17 protein-coding genes are annotated in these 18,160 nt (G+C 41.6%); 15 read left to right on the top strand and 2 right to left on the bottom strand.

Translation table 11 applies throughout. The features are described from left to right. Positions 1 to 71 precede the first annotated feature (71 nt). From ACFVSH_RS03065 to ACFVSH_RS03105, 9 genes are all read left to right on the top strand, one after another. Positions 72 to 1,091: an NAD(P)/FAD-dependent oxidoreductase gene (locus ACFVSH_RS03065; protein ID WP_387704824.1), complete on the top strand. Its 1,020-nt coding sequence runs from the start codon at positions 72 to 74 to the stop codon at positions 1,089 to 1,091. Between the two features lie 27 nt (positions 1,092 to 1,118). Beyond that, positions 1,119 to 1,367 (top strand): ferredoxin, encoded by a 249-nt coding sequence (locus ACFVSH_RS03070; RefSeq protein WP_387704826.1) that lies wholly within the window; start codon positions 1,119 to 1,121, stop codon positions 1,365 to 1,367. 90 nt (positions 1,368 to 1,457) lie between these two features. After that, positions 1,458 to 2,540: an aromatic ring-hydroxylating oxygenase subunit alpha gene (locus ACFVSH_RS03075; RefSeq protein ID WP_192208154.1), complete on the top strand. Its 1,083-nt coding sequence runs from the start codon at positions 1,458 to 1,460 to the stop codon at positions 2,538 to 2,540. Then, positions 2,533 to 3,984: an aldehyde dehydrogenase family protein gene (locus ACFVSH_RS03080; RefSeq protein WP_387597031.1), complete on the top strand. Its 1,452-nt coding sequence runs from the start codon at positions 2,533 to 2,535 to the stop codon at positions 3,982 to 3,984. The genes ACFVSH_RS03075 and ACFVSH_RS03080 overlap by 8 nt, the downstream gene beginning before the upstream one ends. Before the next feature lie 18 nt (positions 3,985 to 4,002). Beyond that, the gene (locus ACFVSH_RS03085) at positions 4,003 to 5,085 is read left to right on the top strand and encodes a tartrate dehydrogenase (RefSeq protein WP_387597028.1); all 1,083 of its coding nucleotides are present in this window, start codon (positions 4,003 to 4,005) and stop codon (positions 5,083 to 5,085) included. A gap of 218 nt (positions 5,086 to 5,303) precedes the next feature. Then, positions 5,304 to 7,070: a CocE/NonD family hydrolase gene (locus tag ACFVSH_RS03090; RefSeq protein WP_387704828.1), complete on the top strand. Its 1,767-nt coding sequence runs from the start codon at positions 5,304 to 5,306 to the stop codon at positions 7,068 to 7,070. A gap of 551 nt (positions 7,071 to 7,621) precedes the next feature. Further along, positions 7,622 to 7,795 carry a DUF3311 domain-containing protein gene (locus ACFVSH_RS03095; RefSeq protein ID WP_387704846.1) on the top strand — a complete coding sequence of 58 codons (174 nt, stop codon included), beginning with the start codon at positions 7,622 to 7,624 and terminating at the stop codon, positions 7,793 to 7,795. Continuing rightward, a complete protein-coding gene (locus ACFVSH_RS03100) occupies positions 7,792 to 9,276 on the top strand; it encodes a sodium:solute symporter family protein (protein ID WP_387597020.1) in 1,485 nt (494 codons plus the stop codon). Before ACFVSH_RS03095 ends, ACFVSH_RS03100 begins: the two co-directional genes overlap by 4 nt. A 232-nt stretch (positions 9,277 to 9,508) precedes the next feature. Beyond that, positions 9,509 to 10,204, top strand: coding sequence for a YjjG family noncanonical pyrimidine nucleotidase (locus ACFVSH_RS03105; RefSeq protein ID WP_387704830.1), 696 nt, complete (start codon positions 9,509 to 9,511; stop codon positions 10,202 to 10,204). Between the two features lie 91 nt (positions 10,205 to 10,295). Here the strand turns inward: ACFVSH_RS03105 and ACFVSH_RS03110 are convergent, their stop codons facing one another. Next, positions 10,296 to 11,594: an MFS transporter gene (locus ACFVSH_RS03110; protein ID WP_387704832.1), complete on the bottom strand. Its 1,299-nt coding sequence runs from the start codon at positions 11,592 to 11,594 to the stop codon at positions 10,296 to 10,298. Between the two features lie 346 nt (positions 11,595 to 11,940). Between ACFVSH_RS03110 and ACFVSH_RS03115 the strand changes: the two genes are divergently transcribed. The 4 genes from ACFVSH_RS03115 to ACFVSH_RS03130 all read left to right on the top strand — a co-directional run bounded on the left by ACFVSH_RS03115 (position 11,941) and on the right by ACFVSH_RS03130 (position 13,801). Continuing rightward, a complete protein-coding gene (locus tag ACFVSH_RS03115) occupies positions 11,941 to 12,225 on the top strand; it encodes an IDEAL domain-containing protein (protein WP_387704834.1) in 285 nt (94 codons plus the stop codon). A 291-nt stretch (positions 12,226 to 12,516) separates the two neighbouring features. Then, entirely contained in the window at positions 12,517 to 12,645 is a 129-nt protein-coding gene (locus tag ACFVSH_RS03120) for a hypothetical protein (protein WP_260287369.1), read from the top strand. A 172-nt stretch (positions 12,646 to 12,817) separates the two neighbouring features. Next, complete coding sequence (locus ACFVSH_RS03125) at positions 12,818 to 13,138, top strand: antibiotic biosynthesis monooxygenase (RefSeq protein WP_387597007.1); 321 nt, start codon at positions 12,818 to 12,820, stop codon at positions 13,136 to 13,138. Positions 13,139 to 13,549: 411 nt separating this feature from the next. Further along, the gene (locus tag ACFVSH_RS03130; RefSeq protein WP_387704836.1) at positions 13,550 to 13,801 is read left to right on the top strand and encodes a hypothetical protein; all 252 of its coding nucleotides are present in this window, start codon (positions 13,550 to 13,552) and stop codon (positions 13,799 to 13,801) included. 500 nt (positions 13,802 to 14,301) lie between these two features. Here ACFVSH_RS03130 and ACFVSH_RS03135 read toward each other — a convergent pair whose 3' ends face one another. After that, the gene (locus ACFVSH_RS03135) at positions 14,302 to 15,705 is read right to left on the bottom strand and encodes a sigma-54 interaction domain-containing protein (RefSeq protein WP_387704838.1); all 1,404 of its coding nucleotides are present in this window, start codon (positions 15,703 to 15,705) and stop codon (positions 14,302 to 14,304) included. 554 nt (positions 15,706 to 16,259) lie between these two features. On the opposite strand from ACFVSH_RS03135, the gene speB reads away from it, so the two are divergent. Next, on the top strand, positions 16,260 to 17,258 hold the full coding sequence (gene speB / locus ACFVSH_RS03140) for an agmatinase (protein WP_387704840.1): 999 nt from the start codon (positions 16,260 to 16,262) through the stop codon (positions 17,256 to 17,258). 101 nt (positions 17,259 to 17,359) lie between these two features. Further along, a partial coding sequence (locus ACFVSH_RS03145; protein WP_483878298.1) for a sodium:solute symporter family transporter occupies positions 17,360 to 18,160 on the top strand: 801 nt, incomplete at its 3' end.

The raw sequence follows: 18,160 nt of genomic DNA on the forward strand, positions 1-18,160 counted from the left end.
ACATCTGAGCATAGCGGACTTCTAGTAAGCGGATTTATCTTATTCAAGGAAGACATCTAGGGGGAATGAATTTGGAAGAAAAGTATGAAGTATCTGACATAACTATTATCGGGGGAGGACCGGTTGGTTTATTCACAGCCTTTTATGCGGGGATGCGCCAAGCTTCAGTGAAAATCATTGAAAGTCTGCCTCAATTGGGAGGGCAGCTATCTGCTTTGTACCCTGAAAAATACATTTATGATATTGCAGGTTTCCCGAAAATCCAGGCCCAGGAGCTAATCGATCGATTACTGGAGCAAATGGGTCAATTCAAAGCGGATATTTGTCTTAATCAATCTGTAGAGACCATTGTTCGTACTTCGGATGGGATGTTTGCCATTACGACATCCGAAGAAACACATTACACGAAAGCGATAATCATAACTGCTGGAAACGGGGCATTCCAGCCTCGGAAACTAAAAATGGAAGGCGAAGAAAGATTTGAAAATGCCAACCTTCATTATTTCGTCCAGAATATGAGCCAATTCGCTGATAAGAAAGTGGTTGTGTTCGGTGGCGGTGATTCGGCGGTCGACTGGGCGCTAATGCTTGAACCGATAGCCGAAAAAGTGACACTCATTCACCGCAGGGATAAATTTCGTGCCCATGAACATAGTGTAGAGCGTTTGAAACAATCCAAGGTTGAGGTCTTGACTCCTTATCTCCCATCCGAATTGATCGGAGATGAACATATAGAAAAAGTGATTGTGACGGATGCGAAGAGTGGAAAACCGCTTGAATTGGAAGTCGATGACGTTCTCGTCAATTATGGATTCGTATCATCAATAGGGCCAATTAAGGATTGGGGTCTTGAAATTCAAAACAATTCCATTGTTGTCAATTCTAAAATGGAAACGAATATCAAAGGCATATACGCAGCAGGAGATATTTGCACGTATGAAGGCAAGGTGAAGCTGATTGCTAGCGGGTTCGGTGAAGCGCCTACAGCAGTGAGTAATGCAAAAGTTCATATCGACCCGAGTGCGAAAATTCAGCCGCTGCACAGCACGAGCACAATGGGAGGAAAAGAGAAAAGCACAACGTCCGTTTAATCATGTAAATGGAGGGAGGGAAACCACATGGCTAAATACACAGTAGTTGACCAGGAGACATGTATCGCTTGCGGGGCATGTGGAGCGACTGCACCGGAGATTTTCGATTATAACGATGAAGGAATCGCCTTTTCAATCCTGGATGCCAACACAGGAATAACCGAAGTATCCGAAAATCTGGAGGAAGACTTGGAAGATGCCTTTGATGGTTGTCCGACAGATTCGATTAAGTTGGCGACGGAACCTTTCGCCAATATACCGGTGTCAGTCAGCTGAATCGGAAGTTCGGATCAATTAAGAAATATCAATTTTTAATAGCTAGTATAGCAGGGATGCTAGTAATCACTTTTTAGGGGGAAATAAATGATGGCTTATAACAAGGTGGAAAATGTAACAAATCGTACATTTGAAAGAACATTGACATATGACAAATACACGGATCCGAAAGTTCTCGAAAAGGAAATCGATCTAGTATTCTCTAAATCTTGGCAGCTTGTGGGTCATGTCAGCCAATTGGAAAAAGTGGGATCATTCTTTACGACAGAGGTAGCCAATGAGCCGATCATAGTGAACCGCGGCCAGGATGAGGTGATCCGCGCTTTTTATAACGTATGTCCGCATCGTGCCACTAAGCTTGAAAAAAGTGAATCAGGCAAGAAGAAAATTTTACAATGCAGTTATCATGGTTGGACATTCAAATTGGATGGGAAATTGAACAAAGCTCCGAATTTTAAAGGAGAAGATGAAGCCTGTGTACAAGATGCCTGTTTACGCTCCGTTCGCATGGAAATCTTGGAATCTTTAATTTTTGTAAACTTGGATGATAACGCGAAACCGCTTAGTGAATCTTACGGCGATTTCTTTGACCGTTTAAGTAAATACCCGTTTTTAAGTGAGTTAAAAAGAACAAGCCAAAAAACGAGGGTGATCAAAGCAAACTGGAAAGCGTTCATAGATAACTATTTAGAATGTGACCATTGCCATGTAGCACATCCAAGCTTTGTTGCAGCACTTGATATGGATGATTACCAAATCATTACTTGTGATAACTATTCACTGCAAGGTTCGATTGTTAAACCGGATAAAAATTACGGAACGGTAGATTTAAATAAGGCTGAAATGCAAGGAGGATCCTTTTTCTGGCTGTGGCCTAACTTGATGTTGACCATTTATCCAGGTCCTGGAAATATGGCAACCATTCAAATGGTTCCGATTGATCACGAAACGACTTTGGCTGTTTACACATATTATTTCCGCGATGAGAATTTGACTCAGGAAGAGAAAGATCTTGTTACGTTTGCCGAACAAGTCCGTCAAGAAGATGTGGAACTTGTAGAGCTGGAACAAATAGGTTTCCGCTCCCGTGCCTTTAACAAAGGTAGATATTCTTCTTCGGAAAAAGCAATTGTTCAATTTCATGAAATGGTATTGGAGGCCCTAAATGAGTAAATTAGCGAATCAATTTAAATCGATGAAACAATATTTGATGATCAATGGCGAAAAAGTCGAAACGGAAAGCTATGCCCCGCTATTTTCCCCTTTCTCCGGGGAAGAAATCGCCCAAATTGCCATGGCGGATAAAGAGCTGACCGAAAAGGCGATTGCAGCAGCCTACAATGCGCGCGAAGTCATGGCAAAAATGCCAGCATATCAAAGGGCGGATATATTGGAGAAGGCTGTCGCGTTATTAATGGAGAATGCGGAAGAAGCGGCAGAAATCATTTCCCGTGAATCAGCCAAACCGATCATGTTCGCAAAAGCGGAAGTTGGAAGGACCATCGAAACGTATAAGTTCTCGGCTGAAGAGGCTAAAAGGATTCACGGTGAAACAATTCCTTTTGATGCAGCCATAGGCGGTGTTGGCCGAATTGGTTACACGTTAAGAGAACCGATCGGGGTCATTGGTGCCATCACTCCATTTAACTTCCCGATGAATTTAGTGGCGCATAAAGTCGGACCGGCAATAGCTGCAGGGAACACCATTGTTTTGAAGCCTGCTTCGCAAACTCCGCTGTCCGCACTTTTCATCGCAGAAATTTTTGAAAAAGCAGGTCTGCCGGCTGGCGTATTAAATGTAGTGACAGGACCGGGCGGCACTGTCGGAGAAGCGATTGTAGAAAACGATCGGGTAAGCATGATCACATTCACAGGCAGCCCAAGCGTTGGAATCGGAATCCGCAACAAAGCGGGTCTGAAAAAGACCACACTTGAACTTGGCTCGAACTCGGCCTTAATCATTGATAAAGATATAGATATCGATAAAATTATCGATCGCTGCATCATGGGTGCCTTCTCCAATCAGGGGCAGGTCTGTATTTCATTGCAACGTGTATATGCACATGAAGAAGTGTATGAAGAGTTTGTCGAAAAATTCACTGCAGCGGCCAAAAAACTTAGAATTGGCGATCCATTGGATCCGGATACGTATATATCCGCCTTAATCTCAAAAGGGGAAGCGGCCCGTGTATTGGGCTGGATTGAGGAAACCAAAGGCAGTAGGGCAACGATCGCTGCAGGGGGGAAATTGCAAGGTGACATTCTTGAACCGACAATCATTACAGATGCAGATCATACGCTAAAAGTCTCATGCCAGGAAGCATTTGCTCCGGTTGTCATTGTAAATAAAGTGGGTTCAGTGAAGGAAGCGATTGATCAAGTGAATGATTCCCGCTTTGGCTTGCAGGCCGGGATATACACAAACAATGTGAAAAACGCATTGTACGCATCACGGGAATTGCATGTAGGCGGTGTGATCATCAATGATGTGCCGACCTATCGTGTCGATCAAATGCCATACGGCGGAGTCAAAGAAAGCGGGACTGGCCGTGAAGGCATTAAATACGCTGTGGAAGAAATGACCGAAATGAAATTGGTCGTTTGGAACCAAGACTGAAAATTGAGGAGATCATTTATGAAACAATTCAAAATTGCGGTCATCGCAGGAGATGGCATTGGCCCTGAAGTGATTAATGAAGGCATAAAAGTATTAAAAAAAGTGGCTGAACTGGATTCAGGTTTTCAATTGGATTTCACATACTTCCCATGGGGCTGCGAATTTTATGCCGAAAATGGTAGAATGATGGATGATGATGGGATAGAAAAGCTGAAATCGTTTGACGCGATTTATTTGGGTGCGGTCGGGTTTCCGGGCGTTCCAGACCATATTTCCCTATGGGAGCTATTATTGAAAATTCGTAAAAGTTTTGATCAGTATGTCAATATCCGGCCCGTGACATTATTAAAAGGGGCACACTTGCCTCTCGTTGATGTGAAACGTGAAGATATTGATATGCTGTTCATCCGCGAAAACAGTGAAGGTGAATATTCAGGCGCAGGAGATTGGCTGTTTAAAGGGCAGGAACATGAAGTTGTTCTGCAAAACGGTGTGTTTTCCCGTAAAGGGACGGAAAGGATCATCCGATATGCTTTTGAAACCGCGAAAAAAGAAGGCAGATCGCTCACGAGCATTTCTAAAGCCAACGCCTTGAATTATTCGATGGTTTTCTGGGATCAAGTATTCGAAGAGGTCAGCAGGGAATATCCCGGAGTCGAAACGGCTTCATATCTTGTCGACGCAGCGGCAATGCTGATGATCAAAGACCCGAAGCGCTTTGAGGTCGTTGTCACTTCGAACCTGTTCGGTGATATTTTAACAGACTTAGGAGCAGCGCTTGCTGGAGGAATCGGACTTGCTGCCGGTGCCAACATTAATCCTGAAAGGGAATTTCCATCGATGTTCGAACCAATTCACGGCTCAGCTCCTGACATTGCCGGCAGGGGTATCGGAAATCCGCTTGCTTCCATTTGGTCAGCAAGCCAAATGCTCGACTTTTTTGGCTATGAATCACATGGTAAGATTGTGCTTGAAGCGATTGAGCAACTGTTGCTGGAAGCCCAGGTGCTCACGCCCGATATGAATGGCACGGCATCCACTTCCGAAGTGGGGGACCGGGTAGCGGAAATCATCGAGTCAATCATTTTATCCAAGGTCTGACGTGAATTGATAAAGGATCATTCAAAATAAATTGAATGGTCATTGAAATATAATGATGCATCCAAGTGTTAAGCCAATCGTTTATAAAAAAGGAAGAGGCCAAGGCTTGGAAAGAAAAGCACTTGGTCTCTTTGTTTTACGAAAGGAACACAGGATGGGGATCATTAATACAAAGTCGAAAGTAACTCAAAACAATGGTATAGCAAAGAGGAGCGGTCATGATGAAAAAAGTTGAAATAGTTGTCGAAAAAAATGTGCCATGCACAATGAGGGACGGCACCGTACTTTATGCGGATGTATACAGACCTAATTTGACTGGGCATTTTCCGGTGTTATTGACCAGGCTTCCGTACAGTAAGGACTTACCGCTTTATTCCCATCGTTATTTGGACACCAATCGTCTTGTTGAAAATGGGTTCGTCGTCATCATTCAGGATGTGAGAGGACGATTTCAGTCAGAAGGAGAATTTCAGCCATTCAGCCAGGAAGCAGATGATGGATACGACACAGTGGAATGGGCGGCTTCACTCTCGTATTCTACGGGGAAAGTGGGCATGTTTGGACTGTCATATTATGGATATACGCAGCTGCTTGCAGCGGAAAAAAAACCTCCACACTTAATCGCCATTTTTCCAGCAATGACGCTGAATGACCAAAGAAATGGAACGGTTTATCGTAATGGGGCTTTTGCTCTCGGCCTTTTTGAAACGTGGACATTGGAATCGATTGTACCTGATTTGCTGAAGCGGAAGTATGAAAAAAATAAGGAAATGACTTCAGCATTTCGAATGCTTGCTGACTCTCTCAACAATATTGAGGAATTGTATGCATATGCACCTATTAATGATTGGCCGCCATTAAAGGTTCTGGACGAAGATAACTTTTTCTTTGAACATTTGAATCACCCAATCGAAGACGAAACTTATTGGCAGAACTCAAGTATTACTGGGAAATTTGATAGCATACAGCTGCCTGCTTTTCATTTGGGCGGTTGGTATGATTGTTTTATCGGCCCCACTCTGGAAAATTACGTGGAAATGAACAAAGTGAATGGTCAACTAAGCAATACTCAAAAACTAATTGTTGGTCCATGGAGCCATGGCCTTTTTTCCTCGATCCAGGGTGAACGCTCTTTTGGAGTGCATGCGTCTGGGGATTGGATTAACCTTGAAGAAGATATTACCACCCTACATATTCGCTGGTTTAATCATTGGCTAAAAGGCATCGATAATGGTATTGAGAAGGAACCACCCGTAAAAATATTTGTGATGGGGATTAATGTATGGCGTGATGAAATGGAATGGCCGCTTGAACGGACTGAATATACGAGTTATTATTTGCACAGTAATGGAAATGCGAATACGAAAACAGGTGATGGGAGCTTAAGCAGAAATGAGCAGGAGTGCGAAAAGAAGGATTCATATATATATGATCCCCAAAACCCTGTACCGACAAAGGGTGGAGCTATACTTTTTTCCGGCCCACTTACAATGGGGCCGTATGATCAGAGCGAAATCGAAAAGCGGAACGACGTGCTTGTTTATACTTCTCGGCCTATGAAAGAAGCACTTGAAGTAACAGGTCCGGTTAAAGTGAAGTTGTTTGCATCAACTGACGCATCGGATACTGATTTTACTGCAAAGCTTGTGGATGAATCACCGGATGGCACAGCGGTTATTTTAACTGAGGGAATCGTCAACGCAAAATACCGGAACGGCCATCGAGCTGAAAAAGAACTGAATGGGGAAATCGTTGAATACGAAATTAACTTGTGGGCTACAAGCAATGTCTTTCTTCCAGGTCATCGAATCCTGCTTGAAATATCATCAAGCAGTTTCCCTCAATATGCCCCCAACCCGAATACAGGGACATCAATGATTGAAAGCAGTGAAACAAAAACGGCCAGACAAACGATTTATCATAGCAGGGAATTTCCTTCCCACATTCTATTGCCGATTATTCCTACAAGTGAAAAACGATTATAAATACAGGGAGGAGACTTCCTTACGTTTGGTTTTCAACATTGTCACCTGTTTAATGAGTTAAAAACAGTTCAGGTGAGGTGATTAAAACTCAGGAATCAGATGATCAATAATTTTTTTAAAAAATTGTAAGGTCATTGGGATTCCTAAATCACTAGTATTAATAGAGTTATAGGGTGAATGGTTATGAATAAATGCGATTGGCATAACTCTTGCAAATAATAAATGGAAGGGGGGATAAGTTCATCCATTATAATAGATTCCAGGCATAAGGAAATGACATAACAGATGATGCATAATTTTGTCTCTTATGCTATATGTAAGCCAGTAAAAAGTGATTACACTGGAATCCGACCTGCAACATTAATTAGAGAGAAAATGATAATAGCAGTTTGAAAATTTGTAATATTGTTTCTTTTTTGAGGTTAGTAGTGAAGCTACTGCCATTGTGGTGGTTAAGGAACAAGGTGCATAACCCATTTCTTTTAGCGCCTTCACATTCGCTTCATTAACAGATTTATTAAGAGGGGGACTTCAATTTGAAGAAAATCATTGTGTTGCTCAGCGTCATACCCGCGATTGGCTCATTATCTGTGATTAACCGTGTGGAGCCATATATATTCGGTTTGCCTTTCATTATCTTTTGGTCCACTGCCTGGCTTATTTTGACATCCGTCTGCCTTTATATTAGCAGTGTGATCTGTGATAGACAGGGGGAGAATAAATGAACAGTTCCATATTAATCATCATCATGACTCTTGTTTTGGCTTTTTATTTAGGTATCCGCGCAAAAAAGGGGCGCGAAATGAAGCTTGACCAGTGGGCAGTCGGGGGGAGGAACTTCGGTTCTTTAATCATGTTCGTTCTGATGGCAGGAGAGATGTTTTCGACTTTTGTGTTTCTTGGCGCCAGCGGAGCGGCATACCGTATGGGCGGTCCCACTATCTATATATTTTGCGCTCTTACTTACATCGTTCCTTTCTGGATTTTACCCCCTATTTGGCGCTATGCGAAAAAACATAATGTCCTGACGCAATCTGACTTTTTCACAAAAAAGTATAATAGTAAGCCATTGGGACTTCTGGTTGCTGTTATTGGGGTCCTATCAATGATTCCCTATATCGTATTACAATTAAAAGGCTTTCAAATCATCGTTTCCGAAGCATCATATGGGTTGATTCCCCCAACGGTTGCTGTTTGGATCGGAATGCTCTGCGTAACTGTTTTTGTATATGTTTCAGGTATTCACGGTTCGGCTTGGACGGCAGTATTGAAAGATATCCTCATTCTTGTCGTAATTGTGTTTTTGGGCATATATTTGCCAATACATTACTTCGGTGGAATACAACCAATGTTCGAAACTCTAGAAGCAACAAAACCGGGATTCTTATTGCTTCCGGATGAAGGGTTTAGCATCTCTTGGTATATTTCCCTTTGCCTGACCATCGCATTGGGCCAATATATGTGGCCGCATTGCTTTGGAGCGAGTTTATCTTCCCAGAACGAATCGGCTCTCAGGAAAAACTCTGCCATTTTACCTCTGTATCAAATCATTCTGGTTTTCATTCTTTTCATCGGTTTTACGGCGGTTTTGCAGGTACCGAACCTACAAGGCGGAGATACGGACCTTGCCTTATTTAAAATCGCGAAAGATGCTTTCCCGCCATGGATTGTTGGCGTTGTCGGAGCAGCAGGCATGCTTGCCGCCCTTGTACCATGCTCGATGTTAATTTTGACGGCAGCCACGATTTTATCAAAGAATATTTATAAAGCCGTTAAGCCTGACACATCGAATGAACAGCTAGCCAAACTAACCCGTATATTTGTTCCAATCGTATCATTGGTCTCCTTAATCTTTACATTCTATGGAGGTAATACGATGATTGCGTTACTGACCATGGCTTACAGTTTTGTCCTGCAACTTTTCCCTCCTTTAGTATTCAGCTTACTTAAGAGAAATCCGGTAAGTAAAGCTGGGGCCTCTGCAGGAATGATTTTAGGGGTGGTGTTGGTCGCCTACTTTACTCTGGCAGAGGCAACAATGGCCACTTTATTACCGAAGGCACCACATTTCATCCAGGATCTTGATATAGGGATCGTCGCCATTACATTTAACCTTATCGTCATGCTGGCTGTCAGTGCTTTCAAAAGAAAAGACCAACAAATGATTCAGGAGGAAGGTCCGGTTAAACGTATAATCACTTCTTGATCAAAGGAAGCGTGGTATATTAGAAACCGTCCTATTCGCCTTACCTTCTATGACTATCGATAAAGAACTGGGGTGTATCTTCTATAAAGAACCATACAAAAAGGATAGCCTTTGAAGCTATCCTTTTTGTAGTTTTCCAAGCTTTCAGTATATATTTTCCATGAATTTGCATAATTAATACGTAATTAAAGGAAATGTGTTAAGTTGGACTAAAATGATTATGGAGGCAGCGATGAAATACGAGATTATCTTATTTGATGTTGATGATACATTGCTAGACTTTGGAATATCGGAAAAAAAGGCACTGCATGAAGTCTTCTTGGAGTTCGGTTTGCCCACAGGGGCGGAGGACTATGCAGGATGCTACCAAGAAATCAGTCAGGTATTATGGAGGGACCTGGAACAAGGTCTTATTGATTTACCAAATCTGGGAGTGGAGAGGTTCAAGCGATTGTTCCTGAAGCATGGGCTTGATATCGATGCGGATGCGTTCAGCCGTGCGTACCTTGGACATTTGGGAAAGGAAATACAGCTTCTGCCTGGGGCTTTAGAGGTTTGCGAGAAGCTTGGGGGATGCCGGCTGGCTATTATAACAAATGGCTTCACGACAGTGCAGACAGCAAGAATCGGGGGGTCACCCCTTTGCAATACCTTTGAGACTTTGATAATTTCCCAAGAGGCTGGGTTTCAGAAGCCTGATAGGGGGATTTTTGATTATGCATTTTCCAAGTTAAAGACCACGGATAAATCGAAAGTGTTGATGGTGGGGGACTCCTTGACATCAGATATACAGGGCGGTTTGAATTATGGAATGGATACATGCTGGTACAATCCCCATCAAAAGGATAATAATCTCGGAATCAAGCCCACCTATGAAATCCGGACGCTCACTAATCTTTTGGAGATTGTAGGAAGCAAGGAAGTATAACGAGGTATATGCTTTCTAAAAAAAACAGAGGCCGCTCGTCCGAGTGATAGGACTTGCAGCCTCTGTATTACTCATGCCAGAGATTTTAGTATCAGTTCAAATCCAGCTCATGTTGCTCGAGTGCCTGATCCTTTTCAATCCTTTTGCTGAAATGCGGTGATAATATACAAAGCGCCAGGGAAATTGCGAGACCTGCCATCATGAATCCGCCAAAAACCAAAGGGGATGGGCCATATGATTCCGCCATGGCAGTCCAGATGAGCGGACCGAAACCTGCAATGGCTGCCGCGACCTGATAACCGACAGATAATCCAGTATAACGGACCTTGGCTGGAAAGAGCTCCGAGAATAATGTCCCTTGTGTCGAAAAAATGGCTCCCCAGATGACGCCTAGTACAACTGCCTGCATAATGTAGAACCAGCCGACCCCACGCCCAATCAATGTGAAATATGGGATGGCCAAGACGAAAAGGAGAATCAGGCCCCCAAAATAGATGATTTTTCGATTAATGAAATCTGAAATGTAACCAATGACAGGAATGGTAATTAGCATTGTAGCGCAGCCAATCGTTAAACCGGTAAGGGCTGAATCTTGGGAATAACCAAAATACAGTGTAGTAAAGACGAGAACATAGGACATGATGAATACATTGAAGAACCCGTCCCCGATTTTTAGTCCGATCACTTGGAGCACACTTCTCCAATCGTGTTTCAACGTTTCAATAATGGGAACTTTCGCAAGATCACCGCTATCTTTCTGTTGCTGGAACTCCGGCGTTTCTTCAATGCCACTCCTTACCCAGATTGCCAATGCGATCAGTACACCGCTTAAAAGAAATGGAATCCGCCAACCCCAAGCTAAAAATTGGGCATCGGTTGTCAAGGAACTGATAAGTGTTAGGCTGAATGAACCGGCAACCAAACCGATGGGGACCCCTAGTTGGGGAATGGATCCATATAACCCACGGACACCCTTTGGAGCAGATTCCGTTGCCAATAAGATGGCGCCGCCCCATTCACCACCCAAGGAAATTCCTTGAATCAACCTCAGCACCACCAAGATGACGGGGGCGGCCAACCCAACCTGGGCATAAGTGGGCAGAACACCGATAAGCATTGAACTCCCTCCCATACCAATAAGGGTGAACATGAGTGCTGCCTTCCTTCCGATGCGATCACCCATATGGCCGAATAGGATACTTCCGATTGGACGGGCAGCGTAACCAGCCCCGAAAGTGACAAAGGCGAGAAGAAGTGAAATCGCAGGATCATGATTGGGAAAGAATAGAGTTGTAAAAACTAGGCCTGTTGCTGTCCCGTATAAATAGAAATCATACCATTCAATAACGGAACCAGCTAAACTAGCGAAAAGAACTCGACTTTTTTTCATGGAAATGCTCCTTTAATGCGTAGTATTTCATCAAAATTGTTTACAGCAATAAATAAAGCTGAAATGAACAAAAATGATGCTTAAGGAATATAAGTAAAAAACTGGATTATTTAGATTATTTTAGAGAGGTTATCCATGCTGGTCAACATATTTCTGATTTTTCTGAAAAAATGAAGCGAATAACTTAGCTCTCACCACCTGTATTGGAATATAATTCATTCTAAAGTAATGGAAATAATGATTTGAACTTCCCGGATAAAATGAAAAAGTTTTAACTAAGGAGGAGAATTAAACTCAAAACATTTAGAATTTTTCATGTATAGAAGAGTGGCAAAGTGGAAATCATGTGGATAAGGAAATGAAAAAAGTGGAAAGGATAAGATTTCAAGAAATAATAATAATCTCCAAGTTATTTAGTATAATAGAAAAAAGGTTAAGGAGTTGGTTTCGTATGGAGAAGCAATTGCCAGGAACATCGCTTGAACCTGAAGAGATGGCTGAAATGGTTTTAAAAAAGGCCCTAAGTGATTACCAGAGAGCACAAATCGAAAAAGAAATCGATGACTCATTAAGAAATCGAGATAAGGAAGAGTTCCTTCGTTTAACTGAAATATTGAAGGGAATTTCATGAAATTTCATACACTGTGAAAAAGACAAGTAGTAATGATATTGAAAGTGCACCTAAAAGCCAGCATGGCTCAATCATTTAAATATGATGTAGATGAAGCTTTATATAACTGGAACATTCTAATTAAATAGCAATCTATAGTATTTATAACATTTTACATTGTAAGCGCTTTCTTGTATAATCAAATAAAGAAAACGATGGAGAGTAGATGTAAGTGAACTAATGGCAGAATACACGGGTATTAGTGGCTGAAATGTTCATACACCGGGATAATGACTAAAAGGGGGAAAAGATATGAAAAAGGATGGAGTGTCGTTAATCGAATTTGTTCAGGAGGATCGATTTGAACTCAGCTCCTACATTACTTCTTTATTTAACAAACTGAATGACTATGTTCCCAAAAGTCTTAAAGATAAAAGGTGAATGGCAATAAAAAACGGGTCAGGAAGAACTGCATGACTTCCTGATTCATTTTTTATTTTGTTTTTGGGATTTAGAGTTCGGAGGCCCATAGTCAAAGGTACAATAATGGACAATGAGAATCGTTATCGACTAAAATGTTTCATTATTAGCATATCGATTGGAGTTGTTCATAATGTTCGTTCAGATGAGGAAAATGGTAGTAAAAGAAGGAAATGCAGACCAAGTAGTAAAACGGTTCAGTGGGGAAGGAATCATTGAAAGGCAGGATGGGTTCATCGATTTAAGTGTGATGGTGAAAAAAGTGCGACGCGGCGATGAAGAGGTCATCATCATGATCAATTTGGAGTCGGAGGCACATTGGAAGCTGTGGGAAAAGAGTGAAGCCCATATCGAAGGCCATAAAGCAAACCTTGGGAAACCAAAGCCTGAATATATCGTCAGTTCGGAAGGATCATTATATGAAGTGAAGGCTATTAAAAAGGCAGTGGAATAACTTACTAGCCTTTTTTTGAATTCCGTACATTAGAAAAGTTAAGTTACTGGGTGGAATATCCCATCTCTCAACTATCGCGTCGTATAGGGATGCGGAATGGGTGCCGTTCACATACAATAGCTTACCTTCACTAAAATTCAGGCTCCCTTAATGGGTGCCTCTTTTTGTCGATGGAATCATCTCAAAATAGGTTTAGGTTATTCCTATTCTGTTGATATAGTAAAATATTTTTTTAGAAGGTTGACTTTGATGGAAAATTGAAGAGTGGGAAGAAGGAAGGTCGTTTAGTATGTTGATATTTATGAACTTATAAGGGGGTTAAATCTAAGGATGGCTAGGATTCCTAAGATAAAGTCAACTAAGTTTAGAAATATTAGTATTTAAAAATACCATTAAGATGTCTTTAAAGTAGTGGTTAGTTTATCTGAAACCAAACCGGTCCCAGCAGATTCCGATTACGATTCGTGCGCCAGTATAGGCGTTTACCTTTTCCTTCAGGTGGAACTGAAAGAAATGCAAACGATTTCATTTGACGACGATCCTTATATTGGCTTGATAATCAAAAAATATATTAAGTTGACCTTAATGAAAGGCGAAACCATTGAAAAGAAAAAATTCGTTTTGGAAGATGAGTTGATCATCCGCGAATCTTGCGGTTCCTAATTGGAAAAAAGCTTGAATGTATAAAAATGTTTGTTAAGATTGCTATGTTAGTAATAAAAGGTTCTTTTTATGGGAGCCTTTTTGCCTGCAACCTAAGATGTGAAAAAACCACATTTGTGGGGAAAACATATCAGGAGGGTTTTTCACAGTATGAATTATTGAGTCAATAAAGCGGGGGAACAACAACGGGAGCAACAGGGTCGATAGGGATAACAGGTGAAACCGGTGGGGGCAACCGGTTTCCAGTTATACAGTGAAAGGAGCCAACACTGTGTTTACCGTTCCTGTGAATTATCGCTAACTGGTGTTGCAGGAGCTTCAATGACATCATTCGTTTAATTAATGTAAGCTTTACCTTAATAATTTGGAAACGTAAACGATGTTTGTGAATCCCATTCATCTTGAATGTGGATTTTTTTAATTGAATGTTTAGGGCTTTTTAATTGGCCTTATTTTCGGATCAAAGATTTCACTTTCAGTGGATTTCAGTCCAGATGAAATTACAAATACTGTTTGTATTTCTTTAATTTATAGATGACTGTTGGCTGGCTGATGCCCAAATGTTCTGCCATCTCGTATGTGGTTCTGCATTTTTTCCATGCTTTTGCAATCAGTTGCCTTTCAACCCTTTCCAGAGTCTTCTTTAAATCGAAATTCTCTTCACAATCCTGTTCGATTGCAAGGAAGGTGGAGTCTTCAGGCTGTTCAATTTGCCCTGTGATGGATTGCGGAAGGTGTTCCGGAAATATAATTGGTTCTTCGATGGTCAGGATTAACCGTTCAATCAAGTTTTCTAATTCCCGTATATTTCCGGGCCAATGATAATGAGTCAAAACTTCATACGTCGATGGATGGATTTTTTTGAATTTCTGGTATTTATCACTGGTTTTCTGTAAGTGATGCTGAATTAAGAGAGGGATATCTTCTTTACGTTCATGTAATGCCGGAATCTGGATGGGAATCACATTCAAACGATAAAATAAGTCCAATCTAAACTTACCTTGACTTACCATCTCCTTCAAGTCTTGATTAGTTGCTGCAACCAGGCGGAAGTTAATATGGCTTTCTTTTTTTCCACCGATGCGCTTTATCTTTTTTTCCTGTAATACTTTCAGTAATTTAGCTTGCATGGCAAGTGGGAGTTCCCCGATTTCATCCAAGAAAAGGGTTCCGCTGTCAGCCTGCTCAATCAGGCCTTGCCTCCCTTGTTTATTTGCCCCTGTAAATGATCCCGGCTCATAGCCGAATATTTCCGATTCAAACAAGCTTTCAGGTATCGTACTGCAATTCACTTCGATAAAAGGTTCTTTCTTTCTGTTGCTTTGGTCATGAACTGCACGGGCAAAAGTGCTTTTCCCTACCCCGGAAGGTCCTAATAAGAGAATCGTGGCATCGGTTTTTGCAACATTATGGATCGTTTTTAAAATATGCTTGGTTTCATTACTTCTAGCAATCAAATAATGGTAATCCAATTCCTTTTCTCTTAAATCCTCGACTTCGGTTTGATAGCCTTTTATTTTTCGTTGTAATTGTTCAAATTGATCCTGCAATTGCAGAATCTCGGTTTGATCCTGACCATAGCTGATTGCCCTGACGAGAAGTCCGTCCTTATTAAAAATGGGATAGCCAGTCGACATGACAACATGACCCGTTCTCGTTTCCTGCATGATCCTCATCGCTTTCTTTTCTTTTAAAACAATCGCATTGATGGAAGGTGTGAGAAGGCCCTCGCTTACTAATTGATAGACGGAGGTACCGATATAAGAGTCACTTTCCATACCATAAATCTCCCAAAGCTTTGGGTTGGAATATAAAATGATTCCGTCTTGATCGGTAATGAGAATGTTATTATTCGATGTTTCAATAATCTTATTTAGTTCTTCCTCCAGCATATCATCGTACATACATTCCGCTCCTTTCGGTTTTGGGATGCTGTTTAATTAAAATATAAATCAAATAGTCTAAATAATCAAAAATTAAATCAAAAAACAAGAAAATGATTAAGTTTTTAATCATTTGATGAAATAAAATAACGAAAAGCCTTATATACCGCAGCGAAATAGTTGGCCTGAATCTTGCTTAGTAAAAGGTAAGAAGAGAATTTTCAAACAAGGTGTTATATATGTCCATTCTATTTGAAAGGCTCTTTTCGTAAAGGATGTTGTTTTTAAAACGAAACGATTTAAGGTTGATTGGAGCGGAAGTGCGAGACTCCTGCGGGAGCAGCGGGACAGGTGAGACCCCACAGGCGTTCACGCCGAGGAGGCTCACCGCCCGCCCCGCGGAAAGCGAGCATTGGAGGGGAAATCAACCACACCGCCCCGCACCGCATTACTTGGTGAATAGCAACAAAGTATGCGAAAACAGCCATTTAAAAAAATGGAAGTTTGTATGGCAACTGCCATTGCAGTGGAGTGAAAAATAATAATAGCAGATTTAGAATTTAGGAGGATGTTACATGATGAAGTATCAACCGAAAGACTCATTCAAATCACCCCGTTTTTGTGGAGTGCGTACGTTTATGCGGCTCCCATTTGTTGAACGGGTAGATGAGCATATGGATTTTGTCATTACGGGAATTCCTTTTGATTCCGGACAATCATTTAGAACGGGTGCGAGATTCGGACCAGAAGCCATACGCGATTTTTCAATCCTTTTACGTCCTTTTAATCCAGAACAAGATATTAATATTTTTGACTATATATCCGGAATTGATTATGGGGATATTCCGATCATTCCGGGGTATATTTCTGAAACATATAAAAAGATCGAAGAAGAGCTTACCCCCGTCATTGAAAAAGGGATCATTCCCATTTCATTGGGGGGCGATCATTCCATTACGCTAGGGGAGTTACGTGCGATCGTAAAAAAACATGGTCCAGTTGCCCTGCTTCAATTCGATGCTCACTCTGATACTTGGGATAGTTATTTTGATCAAAAGTATAATCACGGAACCGTTTTTCGCCGCGCGATAGAAGAGGGTCTCATCGATGTATCACGATCTCTTCAAATTGGTATGAGGGGCGGTCTGTATGGGCCGGAAGATCTTCAGGATGCCCGGGATTTAGGTTTGGGCGTTTATACGACAAACGATTATAAACGTATCGGGGTCGAAAAGATGCTAAGGGTCATTCATGAGCGTGTTGCGGACGGTCCGGTGTTTCTATCCTTTGACATTGATTTCTTAGATCCGGTCTATGCTCCAGGAACGGGTACCCCTGAAGTTTCCGGAGCCAGCATTGATGATGCTTTAGCCTTAGTGAGAGGATTGACGAATATAGATTTTGTTGGATTCGATCTTGTTGAGGTTTTACCATCATACGATCACGGACAAATCACGGCTGCCGCAGCCGCTAATATTGTCTATGAATTCATCACACTCATCGCTCTCGCAAAAAAAGGGAAACTGGAGAAAAAAGAGAGAGCCGAAGAGTTGGAAACCCAGCTTAACAAGTAATTCCTCATTTTTACTGGAAAGAAGGAAGGTATCGGTGTAATCCCTTCCTTCCCTCTTTACAAAGCGATAGAACATAACAAGCCCAAAAAGGAGATGTGTAAATGCATATTTTGGATATATCGATCATGATTCTATATTTTTCTGTTTTAATCATTGTGGGAGTAATCGGATCCAAACGGGCAAAAACGGCAGATGATTTCATTGTGGCAGGACGTAATCTTGGTCATTTTATGTATTTATCCTGTTTAGCTGCTGTGATATTAGGGGGGGCTTCTACTCTAGGAACAGCAAAGTTAGGTTATCAGTTTGGGATATCCGGTATTTGGCTAGTGGTGATGATCGGGCTCGGCATTATCGCTATCGGGTTGTTTTTAACCAATAAGATATTCAATTTAAAAGTATTGACGATCAGTGAAATGCTTGAGAAGCGCTACAACTCTCAAACAAGATTGATCAGTGCCCTTGTCTCTGTTATCTATACATTCATGCTGACTGTAACGCAAGTGATTGGGATGGGGACGATTTTACATGTTTTGGCTGGCTGGAATTTAACGGTTTCCATGATAGTCGGGGGTGGGATCGTTTTATTTTATACAATATTAGGAGGTATGTGGTCAGTCACCATGACTGATGTCGTGCAATTCGTCATCATGACGATCGGTATTTTCTTTATCATGCTTCCGATGAGCATCTCTAAGGCAGGAGGGTGGGGCTCGCTAAAAGAAGGTCTCCCTGCATCACATTTCGAGCTAGGAAACATTGGCGGAGAGACAATTTTTCAATATTTCCTACTATTTACTCTAGGGGTAGTTGTTGGCCAGGATATTTGGCAGCGTCTTTTTACCGCACGAACCAAAGCAGTTTCTCGTGGCGGAACGGTTGGAGCGGGACTATATAGTGTC

Origin of the sequence: Peribacillus sp. NPDC058002, from assembly GCF_042886655.1 — a bacterium.
Taxonomy (GTDB): Bacteria; Bacillota; Bacilli; order Bacillales; family DSM-1321; genus Peribacillus; species Peribacillus aracenensis.